Below are 15,576 nucleotides of genomic sequence, written 5' to 3'. Positions count from 1 at the left end.
TTCGCGATGTCCTCGCACACCTGTTCGCGATGTCTCCGGTCCAAACACCCCCTTGAGGGGGAGATGGCCGGCAGGCCAGAGGGGGGGTGCTGTCCCTCCAGCGTTTGAAGGATTTTGTACCTGAAGCGCACGCGCTCCAGCTGGACTCACCCCATCCGCCCGCGTGCTGCCACCGGCAGCGTTTCCAGCACCTTGTCGCCTTCGATCAGATGCACCTCGTCGAACAGGTTGGTGACGACGCAGCAATGGTCGGGCACGACGCGCACGCGCTCGCCGATGCGAAGCTCGGCGCCGCCTGACAGCGTGACGTTGCCGTGCTCTTCGCTGAGGCTGGTCACCCTTGCGCCTGAAATGCCCAGCAGCTCACCGAAATCGGCGAGCCCCAGTGTGTCGCTGGACAGGGCCTTGCTGCCGGCGTCGAGGATCGCGCGTGTCGGCGTTGGGTGGCTGACCACCGTCGACAGCACCGTCAGTGCGCAATCGTCGAGGCTGCCGACGCCTTTGGCGACCTGGTAGCGGTCGAGATAGATGTAGGTGCCGGGCCGGTATTCGGTAACGACGCTGTGCTCGCCGGAACGCCACATATCGGGTGTGCCGCCGCTGGAGATGCGCTCGCAAGCAAGGCCGGCTGCGGCAAGTGCTTGCCGCGCTTCGGCGAGCCACGCCTCGGTCTCGGCGGCGCGGCCGGCCCCCGGGTAGGTCATCAAGCCGCCGAAGACGAGCCCCCGAACCTTGTCGATCTCGCTCGCCAGCGCGACTGCCTCGCCGGCCGACTGCACACCGCAGCGGCCCATGCCGGTGTCGCATTCGACCAGCACCGGCAGGCGGTGGCCGGGATCGGCAAAGGTGGCGGCAAGCCCCATCAGCGTGTCCATGCTGTCCGTTGTCACCGACAGGGTTACGCGGCCGTGCAGCGCCTTGAGGCGCTCCAGCTTGGCCCGCCCGACGATATTGTAGGGCAGAAAGATGTCGGTCAGTCCGGCATCGGCCATGACCTCGGCCTCGCCGATCTTCTGGCAGGTGATGCCGACGGCGCCCGCCGCGATCTGCTTCTTTGCCCAGTAGGGCAGCTTGTGGGTCTTGACGTGCGGCCTGAGCTTCAGCCCGTGCCGGTCGGCATGGGCCTGCGCCCGCGCGATATTGGCTTCGGCGCGGTCGGCATCGATCAGGATCGCCGGCGTATCGAGGTCGTCTATGCTGCGCATGGTCTCACCATCGGAAAATTGGTTGACCTTATGGCCCTGATCGGACCGCATGTCATGGGGCCAGCGACAGCAGTTTGCATCGACACCGGATGGACGTTCGGCTATTGCGGTTTGAGCAATTCCAGGAAAAGTGTGAAACGGTTTTCCGTCCGGAATTGCGTCCAAAAAAAGATCGAGCGGTTCGGCGTTTCCGTGAAACGATGAACCGTTCTAGCGCTCGCAAAGCGACGGGAAGGAACCACGATCATGAAACGCTCCGCCATCAACGACATCATCCGCGACGCCGACGCCTTCATCCGCTCGTTCGGCTACATCATGCCGCCCTTCGCCTACTGGTCGCCGGAAGAGATGAAGGCGCGCCGGCAGGATTCGTCGGCAATCTTCTCGTCGCGGCTTGGCTGGGACATCACCGACTACGGCCAGGAGAAATTCGACGAGCTCGGCCTGTTCCTGTTCACCGTTCGCAACGGCCGCTACGAGGACATGAAGAAGGGCATGGGCATGCTTTATGCCGAAAAAATCATGATCTCGCGCAAGGATCAGCTGTCGCCGATGCACCGCCACAACATCAAGGCCGAGGACATCATCAACCGTGGCGGCGGCAAGCTGGTGCTGGAGCTGTTCATGCATGATCGCGATGGCGGCATCGATCCGAAGGCCGAAGTATCGGTGCCTGTCGACGGAACCATCCACAGACTACCTGCGGGTGGGCTCCTGAAGCTCGACCCAGGCCAGAGCGTCACCTTGCTGCCGGGCGTCTGGCACGCCTTCTGGGCCGAGGGCAAGGACGTGCTGATCGGCGAGGTTTCGACCGTCAACGACGATCTCACCGACAACGTCTTCCGCGAACCAATCGGCCGCTTCGCGGACATCGACGAGGACACAGCACCGCTGCACCTGCTGGTGTCCGATTATGAGAAGTGGGTGGGATAGGGGAGGGTGGCATTTGAACCGGGGTTCATGAGAGGGGCTCATCAGGTTCGTCGGCGCCGCCCCTCATTGCCCTGCCGGGCATTTCTCCCCGTATAGTGACGGGGAGAAAGACGCTATCGCAGATGGTTTCGCAAACTGGCAGCGTTGCGGAATAGTGGTCGACATTGCGTCTATCTCCCTTCTCCCCGTCACTATACGGGGAGAAGGTGCCGGCAGGCGGATGAGGGGCAGCACCGATGCTTCTCGCTAGCTGCGCCTGTTCGGCAACTGCTACCGCGCATGCTTGTCGGCCCTGCGGTTGCCGAGCAGCAGCTTGCGTTCGAGATGCGCCCGTAGCTCGCCGTAGTAAGCCGTCAGGAACGCGCGTGCGTCATGGGCTTGGGGTGCCGCGCCGATCTTGCGTCCGATCGTTTCGGCCACTGTCCGCAGGGCGAAATAGTCATCGCGGCGCAGCACCTCCTCCAGCTTGTGGAGTTCGGCAATCCCGTAGGCATCGAGCTGGGCGTGGCTGAACCGGAAGGCGCCGGCCGCTGGATCCTGTCGTGCCGACAGGTCTTCAAGCAAGGCGCGCTTCGGCGCCTCTACCACCCAGGTCCCCGCCAACAGATCACCGATCCGCATGCGGTCGCGATTGAACAGCGGGAACAAGGCAAACAGCAGCGTCCACACCAGTCCGAACACCGTCGTCAGCGTGTCGGCGAGGTCGGTCCCGCTGCGTCCAGTGATGATCGACAGCGGCAGGAACACCTCGATCTCGCGCATCAGGTTGCGGGCGATGACCTGGTCGATCGACAGGCCGTCTCCGCTGCGCGACGCGACCCGGATGCCGACGATCCGCTTGCCGGGCGTAGCCGCGCGCCGGCCCGCTTCGAAAACGATGAAGTAGGCGTTGCGCAGAAAGAAGATCAGGATGATCCAGACGACGAAGAGCGGCTGAAATCCCTCGCTGCCAAGGCCTCCCACCCCGAATAGCGCGACGATCGTGATCACGATTGCCGCCACGGCGATGAACACGATGTCGAGCAGGAAGGCGGAAGCCCGCGTGCCGGCGTCGGCCAACTTTATCCGGAGATCGACGCCTTCGGGCGTGATCAGCGGCCGTATAGCCGCGAAGGCGGCGCGTTTAACGATCGCCATGCCGCACCGCCCGGAACAGGTAGAAATAACCGATCCACAGCACCAGCATGCCCCCGCCAATGCCGTAGCGCGTGACGTCGCTGGTGATGGTCTGCCTGCCAATGCCCTCGAGCAGCCCGGCAAACAGCAGCATGACCGAGACCCCGACCATGGCGTTCGCGGCGATGCGTCCGGCGCGAGCCGCTGCCGCCATGCGTGTCAATTCGCCGGGAAAGGCGATGCTGGTGCCGATGCGCATGCCCGCCGCGCCGGCCAAAGAGATTGCGAACAATTCGGTGGTGCCGTGGATGGCCAGCCAGCCGCCGAGCTCCATGCCAAGCCCCTTGGACCAATAGACTTGGAACAACGCCCCGATCATGCAGCCGTTGTACAGCATCAGCAGCACCGTCGGCACCGCGAAGGCGAAGCCAAGGGCGAAGGCCAGGATTGCGACCTGGACGTTGTGCGTGAACAGATAGGCGGCAAAGCCTGAGAGAAAGCCATTGTCGCCATCATAAAGCATGCCTCGCAGCAGCTCGGCCGAGGTGTCGGGGCCGCGGCCTCCTGCCAGGCCGGGCGGGATGATCGCGTCGAACCAGCTCTTGTCGGATGCCACCAGCCAGGCGCCTGCACCAATGCCGATCACCATCAGCGCGACCGACGCCAATGTCTCGCGCCACAGGTCGCGAATGGCTTCGGGCCAGTCATGCAGGAAGAAATCGGCGAGGCGCTGCCGCAGCCCGCGGCGCGCGCCGTAGAGATAGAAATAACCGCGCAGCGACAGCGCTTCGAGATAGCCGACCAGCGCATTATCGAGCGATGTCGCGCGCGCCACCGATAGGGAAGACAGCGCCGATCGATAGAGCAGCGGCAGCGACAGCAGCTCCTCTTCGGAAAGCGTCCGCGGCGCACGCTTCTCGACACGCGCCAGCAGCGCCTCGAATGCCTTCCAGTCGGCCTCGCGCTCGCGGCGGAAGCTGGCCAGCGACTGGCGTACCGCGTCGCCGCGCTCCGCATTGCCGCGTACCGGCGCCGTCACAGCAAATCCTCCTGCTTGAACTGCAGATAGCGCTCGACCAGCGCCGGACCGAGCCGGTTGTGGTCGGCTTCGATCACATGCGCCCCAAGCAGGCGCAGCCGGCCGATGACGACCTGCCTTTCGCGCAAGAGCCCTCCGGCAACGACCGCGCGGGCAACATCCTCGCCGGAGCGTGGCGGCAGGTCGGCCAGGCTCTCCAGTTCGGTGTCCTTCATCATCATGAACAGCACGAGATGCCGTTCGGTGAGCCGGCCCACGGTGCGCAGCATCAATTCCGCACTGATCGGATCGACGAAATCGGTGAAGATGATGAGCAGCGAGCGGCGGTCGAGCCGCGCCGCCAGCGTCGTCAATGCCAGCGTGAAATTGGTCTCCTCGCTGGAGTAGTCGATCTCGGCGGCCCGTTTCTGGATCATCGCAAAGCTGGCGGCGCCGCGCACCGCGCCGCTCGAAACGCGCGGCCTTGCATCGAAGCCGAACAGGCTGACCATGTCACCGCCCTTCAGCGCGATGAATGCCGACAGCAGGGCGGCCGTCACCGCCCGGTCCACCTTCGGCACCCCGTCGACCGGTTCGCACATCAGGCGTCCGCTGTCGATGGCCAGCACGATGTTGTTGTTCTCCTCGATGCGGAACTCGCGCGCCAACAGCTTGCCGTGGCGGGCGCTGCGCTTCCAGTCGATCATCCGCCGGCCCATGCCCGGCTGGTAGTCCTTGAGCGCGTCGAACTCGCGGCCTTGACCGGCGCGGCGCTGCGCATGGCCTTCGGCAAGCGCCGCATGTTGCAGCAGCGTGATCGCCTCGCCGCGGGCGCTGCTGACGTCGGGCAGCACCGCAACCTTGCTTTCCACCGGCAGCACGACCTGGTTCCAGACCAGCCCGAACGGCCCGCGCCAGCGCACCCAGAGACGGTCGAAGCTGGCGACGCCGCGCCGCAGCGCCTGGAAGCGGAGGTTGAGCGACCCGCCTCCGGCGATTGGCAGCAAGGCGCCGCCGCTGCCGTCCACCGGCGCCAGACGTGCATCGTGGCCGACGCGAGCCTCCGCGGCGCACGGCCCCGAGTGACGGGCGGTGATTTGCACGCTGAACTCGCCGCCGACACCGGCCTGCTGCGGCGCATCGATGCTGGCATTCAGCGATGCCCGTCCGCGTCCGGCCGCGGCATCCACCGCCAGGAAGGCAAGCAGCAGGCAACTCCACAGCAATCCCAGATACCAGAACGACGGCAATGCCAGCGCGACCAGGAAGGCCGGCACCGCGCCGGCCGCAGCTGCCCATACCGCTCGGCCGCTGGGATAGATCAACGTGGTGCTTCCGTCTGGTCGACCAGGTCGGAGACGATCTGCTCGACCAGCCGGCCATCGATCTGTGCGGCAGGCGAAAGGATGACGCGATGACGCAGCGCCGGCACCGCCAGCGCCTTGACATCGTCGGGGATCACATAGGCGCGTCCGTCCAGCGCCGCCCGGGCACGCGCCGCCCGCGCCAGCATGGCGCCGGCGCGCGGACTGGCCCCGACCTCCAGATCGGCATTTTCGCGCGTAGCCCGAACCAGCGCCGCTATGTAGCCGACGACATCGTCGACAAGGGTGACGGAGCCGACGACTTCAAGGGCCTCCTGCAGCGTTTCGCGATCCGTCTGCGCCTCGATGCCATATTGCGCGATGTCGTGCGAGGCGGAGCCGCCGCCATGATGGACGATGATGGCTCGTTCTTCCTCGGGGCCGGGATAGCTGACGCGGTGCTTGAACAGGAAGCGGTCGAGCTGCGCCTCCGGCAGCGGATAGACGCCCTGGTGCTCGATCGGATTCTGGGTCGCGACGACCATGAAATTGCGGCCGAGCGAATGCGTGGTGCCGTCGAAGGTGACCGCATGCTCCTGCATCGCCTCGAGCAGTGCGGCCTGCGTCTTGGGCGGCGTGCGGTTGATTTCGTCGGCAAGCAGGAGATCGCAGAAGATCGGGCCGCGCGTCAGCGTGAACTGCCCGGTCTGGAAGTTGTAGATGTTCGACCCGACGATATCGCCGGGCATCAGGTCCGGCGTGAACTGGATCCGCCCGTAGGCGATCCCAAGCGCCTGGGCGAAGCAGCGCGCGGTCATGGTCTTGGCCGTGCCCGGAGGACCTTCCAGCAGGATATGCCCGCCCGCAAACAAGGCGGTCAGCATCAGGTCGACCGTATCGTGCTGCCCGGTGATCGCCTTGGCCACTTCTTCCCTGATCCGTGTCGCCAGGGCCTTCACATCATCGACGTTCACCGAGCCTCCTTGCCGTCCAGTCATGCAGCCGTTCTGCTGCCTGTTGCATCTGCGTCAGATTCTTCGCCTCGCCGGCCGCTTGCGAGCGCGTCGTGAAGCCGCCGGCTTGCTCCTTATCGCGAGAGTCGAGCCAGTGGTCGAGCGCTTTGCCTTGCAACCCTTGCGGTGCGCCGAGCAGCGCGCCGGCGCGCACCCGCATCAAGGCCGCATAGCGGCCTCCCAGCTCGTCCAGCCGGCCGGCACGCCGCATGAGCATCGCCGTCGTTTAGACCAGCGCCCGGGTTGCGGAGGCCCTAGCGCGCGGGTGGCTACGCGGCGGGCCGCACCCGCCAAGGCCCAGCAGGCCCGCCCCCCGCCCCGCCCGCCCCCCCGCTACCCCCGCGCCGGCGTACCCACCCCCCCCCGCTGCCCCACGGCCTGCCCGGTTTGGCCAACCCGCGGCGGGCCGAACCGGCCAAGGCCATGCAGGAACGCCAGCGCCGCAGCGATCAGGATCGTCAGTGTCAGCGCCAGGAACGGCGGCTCGACCAGAAGCTTGGCGAGGTCATATTTCCGCGCCCCGCCGTGCAGTGTCAGATCGAACATGACCAGACCCTTGCCAGGCCGCAGCCATTGGATCAGGTCGCGCGCCGCGGCCGCCTTGTCGGCATCTCCAAGCGCGGAATTGTTGATTAGGTCGGGGTCGGTCAGGATAAAAAAGGGTTTGTCTTGGAATTCGACGAGGACGGCCTTGCCGCTGCCTGCCGCAATGATCGGGTGATCGTCGGCAACCCATTGCATGTCTTGCGGCGCGGCGACGAGATGGCCCCGGATCTCGAGTTGCTCGACGGTGCTCCTGCCGACACCGAGCTTGGCCTTGGCGATCCGGCCGAGCCAATTGTTGACTACGGTGTCGGGCAAACGCTCGATTTTCATCTTCCATCCCTCATGCTGCTGGAGGGGCAAGGTCTGCCATTTGGGCAGCACGAAGAGAGTCTCGCGGTCATCGCGAAGCTCAAGAATGCGGTCAAGCGCCTCCGGATCGCTGTCGGGCGAGATGGTGACGATCAGCAGTATATCTCTGGCAAGATCGTCTTCGGTCCGCGCCATCAAGGGCGCTTCGCCGGTGAGCCGCAGCCATTCCGCCAGGCCGGCGTAGCCGACGCCGCTTTTCGACAGCGGCGTGGCGCCGCCATTGCCGGGTTGCCGGAAATCGGGAGCATAGGTGGACAGCAGGAAGAAACCGGCTGCCGCAAGGAGGCTGGCGAAAATCCCCCAAAACAGTGTCTTTCGATTGAACGGCTCCTGTGCCTCGACCGCCGGTGCGCTCACGTCCAGGCATCCCGGAAGGCGAAACGTTCATAGGCGCCGCGCGCCTGCCGCCAGCCTTCCGCGCCGACCGGCCGGCGCGCGAACAGCGCCGCCTCGACAATGCGGGCGATCTCGGTAAACGCATGGCGCGCCCTTCCCGGCAGGGAAGGGGCATTGGCGATGTCGCGCGCGGTGAGCGACGGGCGCAGGAAGTCCGGCAGCCGGCCGGCAATATCGGCGACGCTGCGCCGAAGCAAAAGGTGAACCGCCTCGTCGTAGTCGCCGCGTGCGGCCAGCGCATCCGCTTGCGACAACAGGATCTGCGCGGCGCCGGCGTCTGGGCGCCAGGTTTCTTCGTCTTCGACTTCGGGCCGCGCGCGCTGCCATGGCAGCCGCCAGGCGATGCCTTTCACCTCGAGGAAGACCAAAAGCAGGATGATTGCGACGCCCGATATCACCGCCCCCCAGAACAGATAGATCATGTAGGGACTGAGCCACGACAAAAAATCCTGCAGCGGCTTCAGCCACTCGGGCGGCTTTGGCGGCACATAGGCCGGCAGGTCGAACTGGATCGACTCATCGGCGATCAGCTGCTTGTGCAGATTGGTCAGCCGTTCGGCTTCCGCTGTGCCTGGCTGTGCCAACGCCACCCTCTCCCCTGCAACCTGTGGTTCCCCAGCCGACACTGGCAATGCGGCAAGACAATTGCAAGTGGACTAGACGTCAACCTCCAATGTTGGCACATTTAATGCGGGGATCACCAGCCGATATGCGGTGATTAAGCGGGGGACGCATCATGGTTTCAACGACATTGGAACGGTCGGACAAGTTTCGCATCGGCAGGGTTTTCAGCAACAGTTTTGCGGTTATCGGCCGCAATCCGGGTCTGTTGGTCGGACTAGCGGCTCTTTTTTCCGCCCTTCCGGCACTGGTGCTTAACCTTTGGAATTACAGCAATTTTGCCAACATCAATATTGCTAGTCCCGAAACTCTGGCTGTTGCCGATCCCTCGGCGATTCTACGCAACTCGTTAATATCGGTGGCTTTTGGCTTGATATATCTTGTGCTGGCTTTGTTGTTTCAATCATCACTGGTGAGGGCGACGATAGAAGACTTGAACGGCAAGCGCCCGGCAATCGGTGACTGCATCCAAATAGCTTTACGCTGCATATTCCCGACGCTTGGGATCGGGCTGGTGGTCTTTTTCGTCATGGTCCTCGGGGTTGTTGCGATTGCCGTCGCAGGGCTGATTATCCCGATCTTCGGGACGATCATCGCGTTCGTGATGCTGCTTGTTCCCGGCATCATGTGGTTGCTTGGTATATCGGTTTCCGTACCCGTGCTGATCCAGGAGCGCCTTGGCGTGTTTGGCTCGATGTCGCGGAGCCGCGCCCTGACGAAGGGCAGCCGCTGGTCACTATTCGGCCTTTTGCTGATTCTGTTCTTGGTGGCGATTGCCTTCCAAATGGCATTCGCTTTGGTGTTTGGATTGGCTTTCGCCCTTACCGGCAGCCTCTCGACCGTTGGCCTGATTGTGGGCGCGATTGGAAGCGCCGTTGTGTCAACGGTCGTGTCGACGGTAATATCGGTTGCCATCGCCGTTAGCTATGTCGAGCTGAGACAAATCAAGGAAGGCACCAGCGTCGAAGACTTGGCGGAAATCTTCTCGTAGCGGCAAGGGATTTGCTGCCTTCATCGCGTCAGGATCGGTCTGGACTGGATAGGTAATATCGTGGCGTCAATAACGCTGGAACAGCCCGACAAATTTCGCATCGGCAGGGTTTTCAACGACAGCTTTGCCGTCATCGGACGCAATCCCGTTCTTTGCCTAGGGCTTGCCTTGATTTTCTCCGCCCTGCCGAGATTCGTATTTGCGCTCTGGTTCAGGAATACCGTTACGAATGTCGAGCATGGCGGCCCGGAATTCTCGGTTCAACGGGTCGCGCTCACGGTGGTTGGCGCGATCGGCTATATTGTCCTCATGTCCTTGCTGGAGGTGGCTTTGACGCGCGCTGCCATCGAGGATTTGAGCGGCAAGCGGCCGTCGATGCGTGATTGCATCGGGACGGCCGTGGCACTCCTGCTGCCGGCAATCGGCATTTCGCTGATTGTCAACATTGGCTTCACAGTCGGCCTCGTGCTGCTCGTCGTTCCGGGATTTTTGTTGTTGGTTCTCTGGGTTGTAGCGATACCGGTTCTGATTCAGGAAAAACTGGGGGTATTCGCGAGTTTGGGCCGCAGCCGCGACCTTTCCAAGGGGAGCCGCTGGCGTCTGCTCGGTCTCTGGTTTCCCCTATTCGTGGCTTCGGTCGCAATCAATTTTGCGTCGGACCGCGTCCTATCTTCCTTAGGCATTACGCTCGGGTTCTTCCTGGACGCCTTGCGGGGCGCAGCCGAGCAAGTCGTATTGTCGATCGCCGCAGCGGTCAGCTATGTCGAATTGCGGCAAGTCAAGGAAGGCACCAGCGTCGAAGACTTGACGGAAATCTTCTCCTGAGGACGGGTGGAGGCTTTTCACCGACGGCTCGGCTCTCGCGTTGCGCTACTGAGCCGAGCTTGTTCACAAAGCCTGTGTCTGCACCGGCAATGCCGCCGCCAGCCGCTTCGCCCATTCCTCGATGCCGGAGCGGCTCGCGAGCAGGTCCTGCCTGATCTCGATGAGGACGGCCTGAATGCCGCGATCGTCGCCGTGGACGGGTATGGCATAGTCGCCGTCGCGGCTGATCACGTAGGGCTCGTTTGCCGCGGCGTTGAGCCCGCTGTCGGCGCGCAGGCCGGCAAGCACTGCCTGGCCGAAATCGACTGCCCGATCGTAAAGCACGCCGGCGTGCCAGGGCCGCGCAATGCCGAGGAAGACCGGCGTGAAGGAGTGGATCGTCGCGATCCGCGTCGGTCTGCCCTGCTTCGCCCGGTCGTCGAGATGGGCGGCCACGCGGTCATGAAACGGCGCGAACATGATTTCGGCACGCCGGCTTCGCTCCTCCGGATCGAGGCCGACATTGCCGGGGATGCCGGTGTCCTCGGATTGCACCGGAATGCTGCCGCTGGAACCAAGCGGCCGGTTGAGATCGATCAAAAGCCGCGAATAGGAGCTGAGGAAAGCCGGAGCATCGAGCAGCTTCGACAGAGCGCGGGTCACTGCGGCGGCGCCGATATCCCAGGCGATATGGCGCTGCAAATGGCGGCTGTCGAGACCGAGCCGCGCATACTCGGCCGGGATATGATTGGACGCATGCTCGCATATCAGAACGATATCGGAACGCCCCGTTTCGTTGATTGCGTCGACCGCGGGTGGCCAACCTTCCGGTAGGATGGCGTTGGCAAGCGGCTCGGCCATCAATACAGCGTCCGGTAGAGATCGCAGACCGCCACTGGGTCGAGACCGGCGAGGCGCTCGGTCTCATGCCGCTTGAGGCCGACAAAGGTCTCGACGAACACCGGCGCGAACCATCCGGTGACGGTCTTGTCGGCGACGAGCGCGTCGAGTGCCATCGGCAGCGTTTCCGGCAGCCGCACGAGGCCAAGCTTCTTGCGCTCGGCAACGCTCATCTGTATCGGGTCGCCCGAGACCAGCGGCGGCGCCGGCAGCTTGGCTTTCAGCCCCTCCAGCCCGGCGCGCACGATCGCCGCCAGCGACAAATAGGGATTGCCGGTGGCGTCGGCCGCCCGGTATTCGATGTTGTACTGCCGCGCCGGATCGCGCCCGCCGATCGTCACCGTCGGGCAGATGCGCAGGCTCGCCTCGCGGTCGCGATCGGCAAGCCAGGTGTAGGACGAGCTCCAGCTATGCGGCTTCAGCCGGTAGTAGGACGACACACTCGCCGCCGTCATGGCGGTGATCGCGGGCAGGTGGCGCAGCACACCGGCACAGAACGAAGCGGCACGGCTGGAAAGGCCGCCAGGCTGGGCCGGGTCGTAGGTCGCCGGCTTGCCGGCCTCGTCGACGAAACTGAAATGGATGTGGACGCCGTTGCCGACGGCATCCGGAGCGATCTTGGGCGCGAAGCTCGCCCGCCAGCCGGCGCATCGCGCGACTTCGCGCGTGATCTCGCGGATGGCGACGGCGCGATCGGCCGCGGCAAGCGCATCGGCCGGCTCGCACGTCACCTCGAACTGGTCGGTGCCGAATTCGGCGATCACCACTTCGGGCGCGACGCCGGCTTCCGCTAGCGCCGCCATCAGATTGGCGGCAAACGGGTCGGCGCGGCGCAGTGCGGCCAACGACATCGAATGAGCCGGTGTGAACTCGCCCTCGATATGGAATTCATGCTCGAAGGCGGCGATGACGGAAAGCCCGGCCGCTGTCTTCAACTCCGCCAGCGCATCCTTGAGCATGGTCCGCGTACAGCCGACCCACGGGCTGCCGTCGAGTTCGACGATGTTGCCGGCGACCATGTCGAAAGGCGTCGCCGATCCGGTCAGCGCCGTGCGGAACCGCGCGTTGAGATCGGGAACGAGCCGCACATCGCCTGACGAGCCCCACGGATTGGGATCGACGATCGAGTTGAACGGCGTCAGCGACAGATTGGCCTGCAGCCAGCCGACGCCGGTCGCGGCGATCTTCTGCAGCTTGCTTTCGACGACCGAGCGGCCGCGCGTGATCGCCGACAGATCGGTGGTGACGACGGCAACCAGCGGTTCGACGGTCGATGTCATGCAGCTTGTCCCAAGGCTTCGAAACGGCCTGTAACGGTGGCGGTATCAGTGACCCAGCAATAGCCACCGAAGGCTTTTAGCGCGCCGTCATGACGCTCCTGCGAGGCGGCGGCGCAGGCATCGGATAGGCAGGTGACGAGATAGCCGCGATCGGCGGCATCGCGCACCGCCATGTCGACGCACTGGTCGGTCATGATGCCGGCGACGATCAGATAACGCACGCCGAGGTTTTTCAAGACATAGTCGATGTTGGTCGAGTTGAAGACGCCCGACGATGTCTTCGGCAGCATGATCTCGTCGCCGACCGGCGCCAGCGACGGCACCGGCAGCCCCTCCGGCCGGCTCGGCGCGATGTGGATCGGCGTCAGCTTGTGGTCGAGCGAGCGGTCGCGGCCGTCTTCGGTCAGGCTTTGGATGATTGTATGGATCACCTCGACGCCGTTGGCCCGCGCCGCCGCCAGCAGGCGCTCCTGGTTGGGGATCGTCTGCGACGCCGTCTGCCGGTAGAAATAGTGATCGGGACCGCGCTCCGGATGCGCTGGATCAGCACCCGGCTCCAGCCAGACGCGCTGCATGTCGACCAGCAGCAGCGCGGTTTCGCCAGCCCGGAACGGCTCGTTTCGTTTCGGCAGTGATGGCGTCATGCTTGGGGGTCCTGTGTTGCTGACTACAATCCGGCTGATTTAGCTGATTTTGGTCCACGCGTCCTGCGTCGCGGACACACTTATTGGGAGTATTCGAAGTCTCTAATTTAAGATAAGCTTTGTTTTCGGGCGTGGAGACGGGGGGTCTGTGTCATGATCGATTCAGATGTGTTCGACTTTGTCGAACGCTGCAGGAAACATACAGCTACCGGGCCGCTGCTGGGCGACCTTCTCGAGACCGTGAGGAATCTCGGCTTCGAGCACCTTATCCTGAGCGGGGTGCCGCTCGGTGGGCAGAAGCTTGCACCGATGGTCGAACTGAATGGCTGGCCGGCCGGCTGGTTCGAACGCTATGTCCAGGCCGAGCATGCCGCGGCTGATGGTGTTTGCATTTACTCGGCAAAGACCCTGAAGCCGTTCCTGTGGTCCGAAGTCCCGGCAAAGTGGTCGGATACGGAAGGCTCACGACGCGTTGCCGGTGAGGCGACGGAGTTCGGCATCTGTAGCGGCTTCGCCGTACCGATGCTCAGCGTTCACCATTGGCAATCCGTGCTGTCGTTTGCCTCTTCCGCGAAGGCCTGCACCCTGTCGCCGCGCCATCAGGTGCAACTGGTGACCATGGCGGTATACGCGGGCATGTCGATCCAGGCCTTGGCGAATGACGATGACGACCACGAGGGCGTGCTGACCGACCGCGAAAAAGAAGTGCTCTTGTGGGCCGCGGCCGGCAAGACCTCATCGGAAACCTCGCAGATCCTTGGCCTGACCGAGCGCACGGTCAAATGGCACTCGACGCGGGCCCGCGAGGCTTTTGGCGTCGGCACGACCACGCAGGCGGTCGTCGAGGCGGTGCGCCGGCGTCTGATCCATCCCTAATCGCGTCAACTGTCCCATCGGACAGGTGACGTATATTAGCGCGACTGCGAGTATCCCTGCGAGAACGATCGGGGGATCGCGCCATGATAACGGCCCACGTAGTCAATGCGCATAACAAGCATCTCTACGAAAACGAATTCGACGAGTTTCTGCGCCGCCGGCACGACTTCTTCGTGCACCAGAAACATTGGCGCCCTCCGAGCCCGGACGGTCGCGAGCTAGACCAATTCGATACCGACGCGGCGACTTACCTGCTTGGTATTGAAGATGGTCGCGTAGTGACTTCGGCTCGATTGATCCCAACGAGCGAGCCGCACATGGTCTCGGAGGTTTTTTCTCACATGTGTGAAAAATCGGGCGTCCCGAGGCGTCCCGACTGGGCCGAATGGACCCGCACATTCGTCGTTCCCGACAAACGAACTGCCGGACTGAGGGGCACGCTGACGCAGCTGTGCTGCGCGGTGATGGAGTACGCTCTCGACGAGGGCCTCAGCGCCGTCGGCGGCATCCAGGAAACCTACTTCATGCCCCACCATGGCGCGCTGAAGTGGCGCGCCGAGCCGATGGGCATGGCCAGGGAAGAAAACGGCGAATGGTATATCGTCGCGTATATCGAGGTGAATGAGGCGGCGCTCGCGAGCGTTCGGAAGATCTTGGGGTTCGAGCAGAGTCTGCTGGTTCGGCGGGGGACGCAATTGCCGTTCCTCCCAAAAACCAGCGATATCATAGAGTTTGCTTCGTGACCGGGTTGAAGCCATGGGACGTGTGGTTCGGCTATCTGCCGCCGCTGGCGGTTGATGCCACGACCCTGTCGGCACACACGATCGGCGGCAGCAGGCATCTAACATCGCCGAAGATAACGCTTGGCCCAGAGGGATGTAATATCGCGCTTATTTTTTAAAGGAGATGGCAATGAGCGGTCGTTTTGTAGCGTTTATCTTAACTATGGGGCTAATGATCGGTTCTGCGGCCGGCCAAACGGATGCGCCTCCTCTTACATCGAGCGAAGCCAGCGCATCTATTGCACTTCCATTGAAAGAGAAAACTGACGGTTCGCTTGACGTATTGTCGCCAGAAGCGGTACTTACCTCGGGTGCAATTTGGCTGCATTCCAAGGGAAAAACAGATTGTTATTATCTATATGACGAGCATTACTACGAAACTAAAACAACCACGGGTAAAGATATTAACAGCCAACCGGTGAATGTTGACTCGCTAACCCTGCACTTTCAGGTCGGGGGCGACTCGGGAGACCAAACGTGCAACTCTACATCAATCTGTGCCAAAACGATTAAGGAATATAATATGTACTGTCGTACGCCTCGGTGTGTTTACGCGACAGCCACGGTGAACGGATCGACCTGGAGCACGACGAAGGCCTGCTGGTAGGGGTTACTACCCGTACTTCTCTCCACGTGCCCATCCAGGGTAACGTCCCAAGCTTATCGATATGGTCGAACAGTGAAAGGGTGCTTTATTGGTCACTTATCTTGGGGGTCATCGTCGCTCTTCAGCCAGCGTGATCGGGTGCTTGCTCTTTTTTTTGATGACACTAATTCT

Annotated in this window: 17 protein-coding genes; 6 read left to right on the top strand and 11 right to left on the bottom strand. The window is 63.1% G+C overall.

Annotated features, from left to right (window positions below):
• Positions 1-146 precede the first annotated feature (146 nt).
• Positions 147-1,205 carry a D-TA family PLP-dependent enzyme gene (locus NKI39_RS30350; protein ID WP_352682109.1) on the bottom strand — a complete coding sequence of 353 codons (1,059 nt, stop codon included), beginning with the start codon at positions 1,203-1,205 and terminating at the stop codon, positions 147-149.
• A 246-nt stretch (positions 1,206-1,451) separates the two neighbouring features.
• On the opposite strand from NKI39_RS30350, the gene NKI39_RS30345 reads away from it, so the two are divergent.
• A complete protein-coding gene (locus NKI39_RS30345; protein ID WP_023674428.1) occupies positions 1,452-2,138 on the top strand; it encodes a D-lyxose/D-mannose family sugar isomerase in 687 nt (228 codons plus the stop codon).
• A gap of 270 nt (positions 2,139-2,408) precedes the next feature.
• Here NKI39_RS30345 and NKI39_RS30340 read toward each other — a convergent pair whose 3' ends face one another.
• From NKI39_RS30340 to NKI39_RS30310, 7 genes are all read right to left on the bottom strand, one after another.
• Positions 2,409-3,275, bottom strand: a complete 867-nt coding sequence (locus NKI39_RS30340; RefSeq protein WP_352836463.1) for an RDD family protein — start codon at positions 3,273-3,275, stop codon at positions 2,409-2,411.
• Complete coding sequence (locus NKI39_RS30335) at positions 3,262-4,293, bottom strand: stage II sporulation protein M (protein ID WP_352473664.1); 1,032 nt, start codon at positions 4,291-4,293, stop codon at positions 3,262-3,264. The genes NKI39_RS30340 and NKI39_RS30335 overlap by 14 nt, the downstream gene beginning before the upstream one ends.
• Positions 4,290-5,597 carry a DUF58 domain-containing protein gene (locus tag NKI39_RS30330; RefSeq protein ID WP_352836460.1) on the bottom strand — a complete coding sequence of 436 codons (1,308 nt, stop codon included), beginning with the start codon at positions 5,595-5,597 and terminating at the stop codon, positions 4,290-4,292. Before NKI39_RS30330 ends, NKI39_RS30335 begins: the two co-directional genes overlap by 4 nt.
• The gene (locus NKI39_RS30325) at positions 5,594-6,550 is read right to left on the bottom strand and encodes an AAA family ATPase (RefSeq protein ID WP_352449246.1); all 957 of its coding nucleotides are present in this window, start codon (positions 6,548-6,550) and stop codon (positions 5,594-5,596) included. Before NKI39_RS30325 ends, NKI39_RS30330 begins: the two co-directional genes overlap by 4 nt.
• Positions 6,537-6,800 (bottom strand): hypothetical protein, encoded by a 264-nt coding sequence (locus NKI39_RS30320; RefSeq protein ID WP_352490116.1) that lies wholly within the window; start codon positions 6,798-6,800, stop codon positions 6,537-6,539. The genes NKI39_RS30325 and NKI39_RS30320 overlap by 14 nt, the downstream gene beginning before the upstream one ends.
• 122 nt (positions 6,801-6,922) lie before the next feature.
• A complete protein-coding gene (locus tag NKI39_RS30315) occupies positions 6,923-7,861 on the bottom strand; it encodes a DUF4350 domain-containing protein (protein ID WP_352836457.1) in 939 nt (312 codons plus the stop codon).
• A complete protein-coding gene (locus NKI39_RS30310) occupies positions 7,858-8,490 on the bottom strand; it encodes a DUF4129 domain-containing protein (protein WP_352474990.1) in 633 nt (210 codons plus the stop codon). Before NKI39_RS30310 ends, NKI39_RS30315 begins: the two co-directional genes overlap by 4 nt.
• A 146-nt stretch (positions 8,491-8,636) precedes the next feature.
• Between NKI39_RS30310 and NKI39_RS30305 the strand changes: the two genes are divergently transcribed.
• Together NKI39_RS30305 and NKI39_RS30300 are read left to right on the top strand one after the other, a co-directional pair.
• Entirely contained in the window at positions 8,637-9,512 is an 876-nt protein-coding gene (locus tag NKI39_RS30305; RefSeq protein ID WP_352501475.1) for a DUF7847 domain-containing protein, read from the top strand.
• Positions 9,513-9,572: 60 nt separating this feature from the next.
• Positions 9,573-10,337, top strand: coding sequence for a hypothetical protein (locus tag NKI39_RS30300; RefSeq protein ID WP_352836454.1), 765 nt, complete (start codon positions 9,573-9,575; stop codon positions 10,335-10,337).
• A gap of 63 nt (positions 10,338-10,400) precedes the next feature.
• On the opposite strand, the gene NKI39_RS30295 is transcribed toward NKI39_RS30300, so the two are convergent.
• Genes NKI39_RS30295 through NKI39_RS30285 form a run of 3 tightly spaced genes read right to left on the bottom strand, consistent with a single transcriptional unit; the run spans position 10,401 to position 13,140 of the window.
• The gene (locus NKI39_RS30295; protein WP_352836451.1) at positions 10,401-11,177 is read right to left on the bottom strand and encodes an N-formylglutamate amidohydrolase; all 777 of its coding nucleotides are present in this window, start codon (positions 11,175-11,177) and stop codon (positions 10,401-10,403) included.
• Entirely contained in the window at positions 11,177-12,496 is a 1,320-nt protein-coding gene (locus NKI39_RS30290; RefSeq protein ID WP_352836448.1) for a type I glutamate--ammonia ligase, read from the bottom strand. Before NKI39_RS30290 ends, NKI39_RS30295 begins: the two co-directional genes overlap by 1 nt.
• A complete protein-coding gene (locus NKI39_RS30285; RefSeq protein ID WP_352836445.1) occupies positions 12,493-13,140 on the bottom strand; it encodes a cysteine hydrolase family protein in 648 nt (215 codons plus the stop codon). The genes NKI39_RS30290 and NKI39_RS30285 overlap by 4 nt, the downstream gene beginning before the upstream one ends.
• 153 nt (positions 13,141-13,293) lie before the next feature.
• Between NKI39_RS30285 and NKI39_RS30280 the strand changes: the two genes are divergently transcribed.
• The 3 genes from NKI39_RS30280 to NKI39_RS30270 all read left to right on the top strand — a co-directional run bounded on the left by NKI39_RS30280 (position 13,294) and on the right by NKI39_RS30270 (position 15,405).
• Entirely contained in the window at positions 13,294-14,016 is a 723-nt protein-coding gene (locus NKI39_RS30280; protein ID WP_352836442.1) for a LuxR family transcriptional regulator, read from the top strand.
• Positions 14,017-14,099: 83 nt separating this feature from the next.
• Positions 14,100-14,759: an acyl-homoserine-lactone synthase gene (locus tag NKI39_RS30275; protein ID WP_352501481.1), complete on the top strand. Its 660-nt coding sequence runs from the start codon at positions 14,100-14,102 to the stop codon at positions 14,757-14,759.
• A gap of 169 nt (positions 14,760-14,928) precedes the next feature.
• Complete coding sequence (locus NKI39_RS30270; protein ID WP_352501482.1) at positions 14,929-15,405, top strand: hypothetical protein; 477 nt, start codon at positions 14,929-14,931, stop codon at positions 15,403-15,405.
• The last annotated feature ends 171 nt before the right edge of the window (positions 15,406-15,576 follow it).

Source organism: Mesorhizobium sp. M0664, from assembly GCF_040320565.1.
Classification (GTDB): domain Bacteria; phylum Pseudomonadota; class Alphaproteobacteria; order Rhizobiales; family Rhizobiaceae; genus Mesorhizobium.
This window is presented reverse-complemented; position numbering and strand designations above follow the sequence as displayed.

Bases quoted from the DNA above. Each gene is read 5' to 3' on its own strand.
- NKI39_RS30350 (WP_352682109.1), bottom strand. From the start codon at position 1,205: ATGCGCAGCATAGACGACCTCGATACGCCGGCGATCCTGATCGATGCC.
- NKI39_RS30345 (WP_023674428.1), top strand. From the start codon at position 1,452: ATGAAACGCTCCGCCATCAACGACATCATCCGCGACGCCGACGCCTTC.
- NKI39_RS30340 (WP_352836463.1), bottom strand. From the start codon at position 3,275: ATGGCGATCGTTAAACGCGCCGCCTTCGCGGCTATACGGCCGCTGATC.
- NKI39_RS30320 (WP_352490116.1), bottom strand. From the start codon at position 6,800: ATGCGGCGTGCCGGCCGGCTGGACGAGCTGGGAGGCCGCTATGCGGCC.
- NKI39_RS30305 (WP_352501475.1), top strand. From the start codon at position 8,637: ATGGTTTCAACGACATTGGAACGGTCGGACAAGTTTCGCATCGGCAGG.
- NKI39_RS30295 (WP_352836451.1), bottom strand. From the start codon at position 11,177: ATGGCCGAGCCGCTTGCCAACGCCATCCTACCGGAAGGTTGGCCACCC.
- NKI39_RS30290 (WP_352836448.1), bottom strand. From the start codon at position 12,496: ATGACATCGACCGTCGAACCGCTGGTTGCCGTCGTCACCACCGATCTG.
- NKI39_RS30285 (WP_352836445.1), bottom strand. From the start codon at position 13,140: ATGACGCCATCACTGCCGAAACGAAACGAGCCGTTCCGGGCTGGCGAA.
- NKI39_RS30280 (WP_352836442.1), top strand. From the start codon at position 13,294: ATGATCGATTCAGATGTGTTCGACTTTGTCGAACGCTGCAGGAAACAT.
- NKI39_RS30275 (WP_352501481.1), top strand. From the start codon at position 14,100: ATGATAACGGCCCACGTAGTCAATGCGCATAACAAGCATCTCTACGAA.
- NKI39_RS30270 (WP_352501482.1), top strand. From the start codon at position 14,929: ATGAGCGGTCGTTTTGTAGCGTTTATCTTAACTATGGGGCTAATGATC.